Below are 13195 nucleotides of genomic sequence, written 5' to 3'. Positions count from 1 at the left end.
CTCAGACTCCTGTAAGTTCGGACGCGCGAGAAAGCTCCGTTGCTGGCATCGATGGCCGCCGCCTTGCCTCGTTGCGCCAGGCCTGGAACATGAAAGCCGACCACAACTCGCGAGAATGGTCGTGCCTGCCGTCGACGTGATCGCGCCAGCACGCATCCACCTTCGCAAAGTCGAAAATCCCGTCTCCGGAGAGGCGCATGTCGGCGACGAGATCGTTGGCCCAAATGCGCAGCGGACCCCTCAGCCAGACTGCTATGGGAACATCGAAACCTTGTTTCGGCCGGTCCATCAGCCGCTGCGGAACGTAACGATGCAGCAACCGACGAAGGATCCACTTGCCTCTGCCATTGCGAACCTTCGTATGCGTCGGCAGGCGCCAAGCGAATTCGACAACCCGGTGATCGAGCAACGGGCAGCGCCCCTCAAGGCTATTGGCCATGCTGGCTCGGTCCAGCTTCACCAATATGTCGCCGGGCAGGTATCCAGCCATATCGTCGTACAAGAGGCGGGACAGCAAACCGTCAGGCCGGTGCTCGGCGCGAATTGATGAAGGCGGCTGGTGGAGAGTGAGGTTCTCGTTCGACGATCCCGTCAGTTTCCGATACAATTCGTCCTCATCGGCCGCAGCGAGCAGTTGAGCGAGGCGATTCAGACGGTCGCCCCGCAGCGCATGCCGGGCGCCCGCAGAGAGCGGTAGTTTGCCGACGAGATCGTGACGGGCTGCATGAGCCATCAGCCCGACCCCTGCTGCAAGCGCCTGACGCAGTGGCGACGGCAGAGCATGCTGTCGTTTCAGTCGGGCCGCCATGAAGTGGCGGGCGTAACCGGCAAAACACTCATCCCCGCCATCGCCCGACAGAGCCACCGTAACGTGCTGGCGGGCAAGCCGCGCCACCAGCAGAGTTGGTATTTGCGATTCATCGGCGAACGGCTCGTCCCATATCTGCGGCAGTTCAGGAATGACCTCGCGCGCAGCGGCGGCCGAAAGGTGAAGTTCAGTATGGTCGGTGCCCAGATGCCGCGCGACTTCCGCAGCGTGGGGAGCTTCATCAAACCCGTCCTCGCCGAAAGCTATGGTGAAAGTGCGCACAGGCTTCTCCGACTGAGCCTGCATCAGGGCAACAACAGCTGAACTGTCTATTCCCCCCGACAGGAAGGCTCCCAGCGGAACGTCAGCGATCATACGCTCCCGAACGGCAAGCCGAAGCAGGACATCGAGCTCATCCGTCAGTTCTTCGTCGGTGCCGACGATCGGCTCCGCCCTACCCTTCGCGACGGTTTCAGCCAGCGACCACCAGTATCGGATGCGATGCGACAGGGATTCGGCACTGCGTGCCTCAGCAAAATCGGCGGCCGTCACCGACAGGACCGAGCCGGGCGGTAGCTTGAACGCACCTCGCCAGATGCAACTGTTATCCGGTACCCATCCCTTCGAAAGCATGGCGGCGGCTGCATCAAGGTTGAGCTCCTGGTAGAAACCTGGAAAACAGTTGATGGCCTTCAACTCGGACGCAAAGACGAGTGCATCCCGTGTTGACGCGATATAGAGCGGCTTTTTGCCCATGCGGTCACGGGCAAGGTGAAGGGTTCTTGTCTTCAGATCCCACAGCCCAAACGCGAACATGCCAGCGCAGCGCGTAAGCGCCTTGTCGAGGCCCCAATTCTCGATGGCGCACAGCATGACTTCGGTGTCGCTGGCGCCCCGGAAACGATGCCCCGTACTTTCCAGCTCACGGCGCAGATCGCGGAAATTGTATATTTCGCCGTTGAAGGTAATGACATATCTGCCGCTTTCGGAAAGCATCGGCTGGCGGCCTGCTTCCGACAAGTCAACGATAGCCAAACGCCTGTGACCGAAAGCAACGCCGGCTTCACGGTTTGTCCAGAAACCTTGACCATCAGGCCCGCGGTGATGAAGGACCGCCGTCATTTGCTCTATTGCCCTGAGCGGCTTGGTATCGGCTGAATCGGCAGCTAAAAGAATCCCGGCAATCCCACACATGCCACTACCCCAGATTGTTAGAGACGGCCGAAACTGCTCGCGGAGTACCGGCAACAAGGCAGATGGTCAGCGAAAACCACACGATCGGGTGGCGGATGATCAGGTGTGGCATCCCGAAGATGACGATTGACACCAGGAGCACCAACAGCGCGTCGTGTTTCTCACGCCACGCCGATATGATGGCAGCGCCGACGATCCAGACCAACGCCAGGACTGCGATGAAACCGCCTTGAGTGAACAGATCGAGGATCGTGTTGTGAGCCTCAAACGGTCGTTCCAGAAATTGCCGTTCGGCCACTGCTGGGCGCTCGAGATGCGGACCCGGACCAAGGCCCATCGACCCGGATTCCGCGCCTTTCTCCAACGCTTCGTCCCAGAGATGCACGCGAAGTGCAGCGGCGCCGGTCGTAGCCTCGCCGCCCTTATCCTTGGTCAGGCTCTTGGCGAAGTTTCCGATGACGCTCGCCTCCGTCAGGACGTAGGGGCTCATTGCCATCGCTAACGGGAGCATGCCGACCAGCAACAGGAGGACGGCTTGCCGCGAAAAGCTGACCTTGTTGTTGCCGCCTGTCCTGAGCCATGTCCTGATCCGCAATCCGAGGAATGTCAGGCAGGCCAGGATGCTGGTATACAGATAGGTATCGCTCTTCGTCAGCCTTCCGACATAGAAGGTCAGAAACAAGCTGGCGATCCCAAGCAACCTGCCCCATCGATTGGTGGTGGTGGTGGCGAGATGCAAGGCCAGAGGGCCAAAGATTGCGCAGTAGAGCGCGAGCTGATTTGGATTCTGCGACCAGCCCCGAAAGCGATCCCAAAACCAGGGGTCGACGCCAGCCCGAGGGATCCACCCCCAGCCCTGTCCTACCTGAATGGCAAGGGCCATATTCGCGACGCCCACTACCCACCAGCCCGTGCGACGGAGATGGCGATCAGCCTCGGGTTCGGCGGCGGCAAGGCAGGTGATGCTGGCCAACAGCACGTAGGCCATCGTATCGTGTATCACCCCAGTCATGTATAGAATTGTGGTCAGATAGCCGACAATGGCGCCGACCCCGAGACCAAATGCCATCATCGTCCAGAAGCTTGCGAGGCGTATCAGCGCCGGCGTGGTTTCCAGGCGGCCGCCCGCGAGTACCCGCCCAATCGACAGCATCATCCAAAGCACCAGGAACAGCTCGCCAACCCCAAAGGGCGACCCCGGAACGTCGAGTTGCACTGCAAAGGACATTGCGAGGCCGCAGCCCAGGATCGCATCCCGGATCATCGGCTCGCTCCACCCAATCCGCGGCTTGCGGCATCCTCTTTGAGACGGATCCGAGACGCCGGTCGGGCAAGGCCGCCGTGGCATTTGGCGTTAAGGACATTTTTGTACAGATCGCAATACTGGTCTACGACCCGTGGCAGCGCGAACTGCTCCCGGACGAGTTCGACAGACCGGGCGCCCATGATCTTTCCGCGATCGCGATCAGAGAGGATGTCTATTATTCGAGACGCAAGGCCAGCGACATCGTGAGGAGGGACAAGATAGCCGTTCCATCCGTCTTCAACCACTTCATTGCAGCCGGGCATTTTTGAGGCGACGATGGGCAATCCCGCCAGTCCTGCCTCAAGCAGGACACGTGGGATTCCTTCTCGATACTGTGTGGGGAAGGCGAACAGATCGGCCATGCCAAGAAGGGCTGGAACATCGCGTCTCGGGCCTAGTGCGATGACATGAGGAGCGCGTCGATCGATTTCCGCCTTGTCGACTGCAAATGGACCTTCGGAATCCCAAGGGCCGACAAGTACGAAACGAGCGTTGGGCCGTTTAGACAGGACACGGGGGACTGCTTCAAGCAGTGTGGGGATGCCCTTCTGGCGGGTCAACCGGCCGACAAAAATTACGACCTCGGCGGACTGGAGCCCAAGCTCTTCGCGCATTCTCATCGCTGGCGGGGCAAGATGCCTTGCCATAGCGAATGCATCGACATCGATTCCAGAACTGCGGATCACTCGTTGACTGCCGCGTCCGATCAGTCGATAGCGCTCGAAGAAAGCCTGATCGTCCCGATTCTGGAACACTGTCGCGGCCGTCCAGCAGGACGAAAGCCATTGTAGCCCGCAAAAGACTGGACGTAAGGCCAGCGCCCGCGGTTGGAACGACGAGAACGTCCAGCCCAAGCCATTGATTGTGCGAACGACTGGAGCTTGCCCGCGCACGGCAAGCGGTGCCAACAGATTGGGCTTGGTATCGAAACTTTGAACAATGTCGGGTCGCAGCTCCGACATCAACTTTCGGATCGTCCTGACGGCGCTCCATTCCCCGCTGCCGCTGGTAAATCGGTCGAAACCGTAGCCGCGATGCGGAATGCCATGCCGCAAGAAAGCAGCGTCATCGCCGCTGGAAACTGCAGTGACCCGGAATCCCCTCTCCCGCAGCGACATCAGGAACGGAATTCTCAAGGCGTGATCCTCGCCCCCCACGCACACGAGATGCGGGTTCATCCTGCCTCTCCTGACCGTGCGTTGTACCCCGGTCGCGCGAAGTATCCGGTTTTTAGAGCTGCTTTCATGGAGTTCGCTACTTCTTTGCGCGTTATGCCAAGTTCACGGTAGGGGCAGCCTCGCCTACTGTCCTCGTCTGTTTGAATGAGGCAAACCGCGTTTGGATCAAGGTGTTGCAAACTTTGGTGAGCTGAGGTTTCCCTGCCGATCAGGCCATCCACACCGAGGGGTCGCGGCCCGGTGAAACCGTGCTGTATAGCGGGCCTGCTCGACCAAACTTTTGCCGACAAGCCCGGTGCGAGGCGACCGAGACTACGCCTCCGCCGTGCCTCGTTCCGTTACTGGCGACTCGGTGGGCTGTTGAACAGCATCTCAGCCACAGCGGTTTTGGGACATCACCGTGGGCGAGTAGCCCATAAGCCGAACTTGACCATTCCGACGTCGGCATCCTCAACTGTCGATGCTGCGGGTTGTGAACGGGCACTTGTCCACTGTCTGTCCACAACAAACTTGGTTCCGACGGTAGGCGATGTGGTCTGGATCAATATTCAGATTAACCTTGACTAATTTAGCCAATATGAAAAGTGCGCAGCGTGAAAAACGTATTTATTCAGCCAGATGACGTGATTTCAGTCGTATCTCTTAGGAATATATTAGTGAAATCTGACTCCCGCCCACATTGCCCAATTGAACCGACGTTGAAAAATCCAATTCAGCGATATCTGATGGTCAAAATAGCTCTAATTTAATTAATATCTCCTATCTACAACATATGTAAATATAAAATTTATTTATTCTAAATAACGAAACAATACTTATTAAAGGTAGCCTAATTTTATCGAGGCAGGTTTAGCAATTTTATCTGCAACAACGTACTTCACGTTTAAATTTCGTAGTGTATTACAAGTAATATTTTTCTCTCGTCCAGGCGCCCTGCAGTCGATCAACGATTCTATCAGATGGATGCGGGTATGTGATTTGGAGCTAATTTAGCTGTCGAGTAGGCAGGGGCACCGCGGGGCGCTATCGAATCAGACGAAGGATTAAATTCTAGATGGCTACTCTGCACTATACATCGGGTGGATCGGCCACCGAAATCGCAACCGCCGGATTCAACCTGGTTGACGTTCAATACCTTTCGCAGGTCAACGCGTTGCCGGATGGCATGAAGGCCCTGGTCTATCTTGGCGAGGCCGACGGAGTGACTTCATCGTTCATCGAAAAAGTCACGCCCTTCCTTGGCAATCCGAAGGTGTTTGGGTTCTACCTTACCGACGAGCCGGATCCCACCGGCAGGTGGGGCACCTACGCGACCGCTGAAGACCTGAAGGCGGAATCCGACTGGATCCACAATCATTTCCCAGGCGCCAAGACCTTCATCACCATGATGAACATGGGATCCCCAGAGAATCCGGACTTTTCCAATACCTATAATCCAGCCAACACCGGTATCGATTATTTCGGATTGGACCCCTATCCGGTGCGCACGGGAACGGACACGGTCGACTACGACATGATCGACAGATCCGTGGCTGCCGCGGTTGAATCGGGCATCCCGACCAGCAAGATTATTCCGGTCTATCAGGCTTTTGGCGGCGGCAACTGGGAGACTTCCGACGGCGGAAGACATGTCATGCCCACCGCCGAACAGCTGAAAACCATGATCGATCACTGGGGCGATCTGGTTCCGTCACCTGCCTTCGACTATACCTACAAGTGGGGAACGCAGAACGGCGACACCGCGCTTGAAAGCTCCTCGGCACTGCAAGCCGTCTTCCGCGAGCACAACACCAGCAACACCGGGACCCCTCCTCCCGACAATTCCGGCAACGAAATTTTGTATGGCACGAGTGGCGCCGACGTGTTCCACGGGGCCGGCGGCCACACGATGATCGGGTATGGCGGCAATGACACCTATTATGTCGAGGATGTTCGCGACAAGGAGATTGAGGCGGTCGGCGGCGGTGTCGACAAAGTGCTCGCCTCGGTGAGCCATACGCTTACTGCCGGCTCGCAGATCGAGCTTTTCACCACCGCGAACGCCGCCGGTACGGGAGCAATCAACCTGACCGGCAACGCGTTTTCCCAAACCATCCAGGGCAATGCCGGCGCCAATGTCATCAATGGCGGCGGCGGAGCCGATGCGATGACCGGGTATGGCGGCAACGACACCTATTATGTCGACAATGCCAGCGACAAGGTGCGCGAAGCGGCCGGCGGTGGTACCGACAAGGTGCTTGCCTCGGCGAGCTTTGCGCTTACGCACTCGGCCGGCTCGCAGGTCGAACTTCTTGCCACCACGAACGCTGCCGGTACGGGAACGATCAATCTGGTTGGCAACGAATTTGTCCAAACCATCCAGGGCAATGCCGGCGCCAATTACATCAACGGCATGGGTGGCGCCGACACGATGACCGGCTATGGCGGCTACGACACCTATATTGTCGACAATGCCGGCGACAAGGTGGTTGAGGTGGCCGGCGGCAGTGGCGACAGGGTATTCGCCTCGGTGAGCTATGCGCTTTCTGCCGGTGCGCACATCGAGCTTCTTGGCACCACGAAATCCTCCGGCACGGCGGCGATCAACCTCACCGGCAACGGATTCGCCCAGACCATCCAGGGCAATGCCGGCGCCAATGTCATCAAAGGCGGCGGCGGCGCCGACACCTTGACCGGTAACGGCGGCAACGATGCCTTCGTTTTCAATACCGCTCTTGGAGCCGGCAATATCGACAGGATCACCGACTTCAATAAGTCGCAGGACAAGATCCACCTCGACGACGCCATTTTTGCCGGGCTCAAGTTGGGAGGGCTTTCATCCGACGCTTTCTTCGCGGGTAAGGCCGCGCATGATAGCTCCGACCACATCATCTACAACAGTTCGACTGGAGCGCTCTCCTTCGACAGCGACGGGATCGGCGGCGCAGCTCAAACACAGTTCGCCACTCTCTCTCCAGGTCTGTCGCTTACGGCAGCCTCATTCTTCGTGACCTGAAGGAGTTAGCTGAAACGAGATCGCGCCAGGGCGCGGATGCTCTGGCGCGGGCCGTCGCGGCACCTGCGAGGAATGGTCGATCAGTTTTGACTGAGATAGCTGTAGACGCCCGCGCCGATGGCGACCGCTCCTATCGTGATCAAAATTGAAGGCACTCCCATCAAGGTGGCAGTGATTCCCCAAACAATGGCAACTGCGATGGCGCCAGCCGTGCCCAAGACCATTCTAGGCCATTTCCGCATTGTCCATATCCCCTACGTGTTCCGAAACATCGCATGAATACGTACGGCGTAATAGCATGGCGCAGTCGCGTCTAGGGCAACGCAGTGTTCTGCGCCGAACGCAAATGTGTTCGCCTGGCCAAATGGTTCCCGTCCGCGGCAGCAGCCAGTGAATTGCCTGTTATCCCCTAGGGAACTCTTACCGTCGCGGGAACGTTCGTAAGGCTGATGCATTTCGACTTCAGCGATGACCTGAGGGAAATGCCAGACGATGAGAATAGCCCATGTGGCACCGCTCCATGAATCCGTGCCGCCTCAGCTTTATGGAGGTACGGAGCGCATTGTCTTTTACCTGACCGAAGGATTGGTCGAGCTGGGCCATGACGTGACCTTGTTCGCCAGCGGCGATACAAGGACGTCGGCAAAATTGGTGCCGTGCCGCGAGCGTGCGTTGCGTCTTGACCCACGTCCGCTGAAATCCGAGACAGCCGCGCATCTCTCGATGCTTGTCGAAGTGAGGAAACGATCTCAAGAATTTGATATTATTCATTTTCACCTCAGCCATTTCCTGCATTTTTCCTTCTTCGAGGACATGCCCGAACGGACGGTGACGACGCCGCATGGCAGGCTCGACTATGTCGATCTGGCGCCGGCCTATGAGCGTTTTCCACGCTTTCCGATGATTTCCGTTTCCCATAGCCAAAGAACGGGCCTCGCCAGTGCCAACTGGTTGGCAACAATCCACCACGGGCTGCCGACCGAGATTTACAAACCGGTTTTCGAGACAGGGGAGCCCTACCTTGCCTTCCTTGGCCGGATGTCGCGCGACAAGCGGCCGGATCGTGCCATCGAGATCGCGCATCGCGCGGGACTGAAACTAAAGCTTGCGGCAAAGATCGGCGATGACGACCGTTCTTATTTCCACGATGTGGTCGAGCCACTGATCGACGGTGACCGCATCGACTATGTCGGCGAGATCGAGGAGGACAAGAAAGCGGAATTCCTCGGCAGGGCGGCGGGTCTGGTCTTCCCGATCGACTGGCCGGAACCGTTCGGTCTTGCCGTCATAGAAGCGATGGCCTGCGGCACCCCGGTGATTGCGTGGAGTTCCGGCGCCATGCCGGAGATCATCGATCAGGGAGTGACTGGTTTTATCGTGGATTCCATGGAGGATGCGGTCGCGTCTGTGCCCGGCATGCTGCGGCTCGACAGGCGGAAGGTGCGAGCTGCCTTCGAAAGGCGGTTTTCCGCCGAAAGAATGACCCGCGACTACATTTCCGCCTATGCGCGCCTGCTCGGTGCCTCGGCCGAAGCAAGAGCATCGTGAGCGGCGTTACCTCGGAGCGCGCGGGTCGAAAACGAGAGAGATGTGTAGCGAATGACCCAACTTGACGAGCGCAAGCTTGATCCAGCGGTGGCACTTGCCTCCCTGGACGCCACCGCACCTCGGGAGCCGCACCGGCTGTTCGCGCTCAAGCAGGGCGACTGCTTTGCCGTGGCCGACGCTTACGGCGATATCCGCGGCGCCGGCGACGGTTTTTTCCGCGATGACACCCGAGTGCTTTCCGAATTCCGGCTGACGGTCGGCGGCCGGCAGACATCGCTGCTCGGCGCATCGCTGAGCCAGGACAACGTGCTCTTCACCTCCAACCTGACCAATCTGCCGATGCAGAGTGTCCGCGGCCGGGACATTCCGCAGGGCGCGATCCATATCGAACGCGTCAGGCTGCTTTGGGAGGATCGCCTGTTTGAACGCATCACCCTTTCCAATTACAGCCAGGAACACTCCACCATCCGCGTTTCGCTGCATTTTGCCGCCGATTTCCGCGACATGTTCGAAGTACGCGGCTCGACAAGGCTGAAGCGCGGTATGGCCCATGCTGCCGAGACGGATGCGACTTCCGTCCTGCTTCGGTACGATGGGTTGGACGGGCTAGCGCGGATGTCGGCGATATCGTTCTCGCAGGCGCCTGACCATCTGACGGCCGACCGTGCGGATTTCCTGATTGCCGTGACGAGGCGCAGCAGCAAGGTGCTGTATGTCGAGGTCGGTCCCGAGGTGGCGGAAACGCCGAACCGCGATCGCTACCGCGCCGCCGCGGCCCGGGCTCGCTTCGGCATGCGGGCCAAGCGCCGCCATGGTGCTACGGTGCACAGTTCCGGGCGCGTCTTCAACGATTGGGTCGAGCGCGCCCGCGCGGATGTGGCGCTGCTGACCACCGAACTTACGACCGGACCTTATCCCTATGCGGGGATCCCTTGGTTTTCGACGGCGTTCGGCCGTGACGGCGTGATCTCCGCGTTGCAGATGCTGTGGCTCAACCCAGGCCTGGCGCGAGGCGTGCTGGCCTTCCTTGCTCAGCACCAGGCGACAGAGACATCGCCGTTCAGCGATTCGCAGCCGGGTAAGATCATGCACGAGACCCGCAAGGGCGAAATGGCAGCGCTGCGGGAGCTCCCCTTCGGCCGCTACTATGGCGGTGTCGACACGACGCCGCTCTACATCCATCTCGCCTGCGCCTATGCGGACCGCACTGGCGACATGGCATTCGTCGACAGCCTGTGGCCGTCGCTCTGCGCGGCCGCTGAATGGACCGAGGAGGCAAGCCGGCCGACCGGCTTCGTCACCTATCAGCGTGCCGCCGAGTCCGGTCTCTCCAACCAGGGATGGAAGGACAGTATCGATTCCGTCTTCCATGCAGATGGCCGAATTCCCAAGGGACCGATCGCCCTGGTGGAGGTGCAAGGCTATGTCTTTGCCGCGTTCCGGGGGCTGGCGGCGCTCGCCCGCCGCCGCGGCGAAGGCGACAGGGCCGATCATTGGGACAGCCGCGCCGAGGCCATGCGCGCCGCTGTGGAACGCCATTTCTGGCTGGACGATCTCGGCTTCTATGCCTTGGCGATTGATGGCGCAGGCGAACCCTGCAAGGTGCGGACGTCTAATGTCGGGCATCTTCTCTATGTCGGGCTCCCCGAGCCGACGCGGGCGCAGATGGTCGCCGACCAGCTGCTTTCGGCGTCCTTCCATTCGGGCTGGGGGCTGAGGACGCTCGCCGACGATGCTGTGTTCTTCAACCCGATGTCGTACCACAACGGCTCGATCTGGCCGCATGACACCGCTATGTGCGGCGCCGGTCTGGCGCGCTTTGGCGAGCGTGAAAGCGTCGTCCGGCTGATGAGCAGCACCTTCGAATCGGCGGTCCATTTCAACATGCGGTTGCCCGAACTGTTCTGCGGTTTTACCCGCGCGCCGGGCGAAGCGCCGATCGCCTATCCTGTCGCCTGCTTGCCGCAGGCGTGGTCGGCCGGGTCTGCCTTCATGCTGATGCAGGCCTGCCTCGGCTTGGAGATTCACGGCTGGGACGGCGAAATCCACGTCACCCGGCCCAGGCTGCCGATTGGTATCGACATGCTCACGCTGAGGCATCTGGGCGTTGGCACAAAAGCCGTGGATCTGACATTTCAGCGCGTCGGCGACAGGGTCGTCGCCTTTCTCGCCGACCGGCATGAGGGCTTGGTGCCGCTCATCGTGCGGACCTAGTTTAGCTTTGCGCATCGAATTGAACGCCTCCCTCCAACTGCCGGAACCGATGGCCCCATCCGTGCGTTGCAAACCACGCCGGCGCACGGCTGTCTGTCACCAGTCGCCGGCTTCGAAGGCAAAGAAAAACGGCCGACCGGCCGGAGGAAAATCGTGTTCCGATGTCAGACTATGGCGTAGAGGTACTGTGGGTTTTGATCCTTGCATGCCTCGGCCTTTCCGCCGTTGCCGTGGTGTTCTCGGTATTCCAACGGCGCCACAGCCACACACCAGCGGTTACATATAGCGCAGGCGAGGACGTGGCTTCGGAAGCGGCTCGCAAAGTGCTGCGGGAGTTTGAAAAGAACGGCCACTCGGCTGATGCAGCCCTGATCACATGGTCGCCCGACACCTTGCGCAAGATTCTGGCCGGCTATCTGCCGGAGACGCAGGTGATCGTCGTGTCCAACCGCGAGCCCTACATTCACAACACTAGGGATGATGGCGTTGAGCTCTTGGTACCGGCCAGCGGACTGGTTTCGGCGCTCGAGCCGATCACCCGCGCCTGTGCCGGCACCTGGATCGCCTACGGCGGCGGGACAGCGGACCGTCTCACGGTCGACAAGAACGACCGCGTTGAGGTGCCGCCTGACAATCCGTCCTACACGCTGCGCAGGGTCTGGCTGACAGAGGAAGAATATCGGGGCTATTATCTCGGCTTCGCCAATGAAGGTCTGTGGCCGCTCTGCCATATCGCCTTCACCCGTCCGATTTTTCGCGCGTCGGATTGGGAGGCCTATGAGGCCGTCAACCGCAAGTTCGCCGATACGGTGGTTGCCGAAGCGCGCAACGAGCGGCCGATCGTGCTGGTCCAGGATTACCATTTCGCGCTCTTGCCGCGCATGATCCGCGAGCGCCTCCCCGAGGCGATCATCATCACTTTCTGGCATATTCCATGGCCCAACTCGGAAGTGTTCAGCATCTGTCCATGGCGTGAGCGGATCCTGGAAGGCTTGCTCGGCAGCTCGATCATCGGCTTCCATACCCAGTTCCACGCCAACAATTTCGCCGAAAGTGTCGATCGCTTCCTGGAAAGCCGCATTGAGCGGGCCGATGCGGCGATCTCCTACGGCGGACAGACGACGCTGGTGCATGCGTACCCCATCTCCGTGGAATGGCCGGCCGAACTTCTGGCGAAACTGCCTGATGTCGATCAATGCCGCGCCCGCGTGCGCGAGAGGTTCGCGCTGAAAGCGGATGTCAAACTGTGCGTCGGCGTCGAGCGCCTCGACTACACAAAGGGCATTCTCGACCGTTTCCGGGCGCTGGAAGAATTGTTCACGAAACATCCCGAATGGGTCGGAAAACTGGTTTTCCTACAGATCGCAGCACCTAGCCGGGGAACACTCCCGGCCTATAGGCAACTCCACAATGAATGCCGCCGCTATGTCGAAGAGCTCAATCAGAGATACGGCAGCGAGGATTACAGTCCTGTCCTGATGGTAGACAAACATCACACGCAGGAACAGGTCTACGAGATCTATCGCGCCGCCGACATATGCATGGTCACCAGCCTGCATGACGGCATGAACCTGGTGGCCAAGGAATTCGTCGCGGCGCGCGATGACGAACAGGGCGTGTTGTTGCTCAGCACTTTTGCCGGCGCCTCGCGCGAACTCCTAGAGGCACTGATCGTCAATCCCTACGATACGGCCATGACGAGTGAGGCTTTGCTGCAGGCGCTGACCATGACACCGGAAGAACAGCGCGAGCGCATGCGGCCCATGCGCGAGATGGTCCGCGACAACAACGTCTATCGCTGGGCCGGCAGCATGCTTCTGGATGCCGCCCGGCTTCGCAAGCGCGGTGACCTCGACCGGGTGATGGGTAACGGCGAGCGGCCGTCGAACAACAACAACGTCATTCCCATGTTCGAGCGGATAAGAAAGGCAGTGTCGTGACAAGCCTTCGGC

General features: G+C 59.5%; 7 protein-coding genes. 4 read left to right on the top strand and 3 right to left on the bottom strand.

All coding sequences use genetic code 11. The features are described 5' to 3' along the window. Position 1 precedes the first annotated feature (1 nt). The 3 genes from asnB to ABID19_RS17420 form a co-directional block, all read right to left on the bottom strand. A complete protein-coding gene (asnB, locus tag ABID19_RS17430) occupies positions 2 to 2002 on the bottom strand; it encodes an asparagine synthase (glutamine-hydrolyzing) (protein WP_354492233.1) in 2001 nt (666 codons plus the stop codon). 4 nt (positions 2003 to 2006) lie between these two features. Next, positions 2007 to 3158 carry an O-antigen ligase family protein gene (locus ABID19_RS17425; RefSeq protein ID WP_354492232.1) on the bottom strand — a complete coding sequence of 384 codons (1152 nt, stop codon included), beginning with the start codon at positions 3156 to 3158 and terminating at the stop codon, positions 2007 to 2009. A gap of 104 nt (positions 3159 to 3262) precedes the next feature. After that, positions 3263 to 4486, bottom strand: a complete 1224-nt coding sequence (locus ABID19_RS17420; protein ID WP_354492231.1) for a glycosyltransferase family 4 protein — start codon at positions 4484 to 4486, stop codon at positions 3263 to 3265. A 1054-nt stretch (positions 4487 to 5540) separates the two neighbouring features. Here ABID19_RS17420 and ABID19_RS17415 point away from each other — a divergent pair. The 4 genes from ABID19_RS17415 (at position 5541) to ABID19_RS17400 (ending at position 13183) form a co-directional block, all read left to right on the top strand. Next, positions 5541 to 7481 (top strand): calcium-binding protein, encoded by a 1941-nt coding sequence (locus tag ABID19_RS17415; protein ID WP_354492230.1) that lies wholly within the window; start codon positions 5541 to 5543, stop codon positions 7479 to 7481. Between the two features lie 492 nt (positions 7482 to 7973). Continuing rightward, positions 7974 to 9029, top strand: coding sequence for a glycosyltransferase family 4 protein (locus ABID19_RS17410; protein ID WP_354492229.1), 1056 nt, complete (start codon positions 7974 to 7976; stop codon positions 9027 to 9029). 51 nt (positions 9030 to 9080) lie between these two features. Next, positions 9081 to 11243 carry an amylo-alpha-1,6-glucosidase gene (locus ABID19_RS17405; RefSeq protein ID WP_354492228.1) on the top strand — a complete coding sequence of 721 codons (2163 nt, stop codon included), beginning with the start codon at positions 9081 to 9083 and terminating at the stop codon, positions 11241 to 11243. A gap of 161 nt (positions 11244 to 11404) precedes the next feature. Continuing rightward, positions 11405 to 13183: an alpha,alpha-trehalose-phosphate synthase (UDP-forming) gene (locus ABID19_RS17400; protein WP_354492227.1), complete on the top strand. Its 1779-nt coding sequence runs from the start codon at positions 11405 to 11407 to the stop codon at positions 13181 to 13183. Positions 13184 to 13195: the final 12 nt, after the last annotated feature.

It is taken from the genome of Mesorhizobium robiniae (assembly GCF_040545535.1).
GTDB classification, from domain to species: domain Bacteria; phylum Pseudomonadota; class Alphaproteobacteria; order Rhizobiales; family Rhizobiaceae; genus Mesorhizobium; species Mesorhizobium robiniae.
This window is presented reverse-complemented; position numbering and strand designations above follow the sequence as displayed.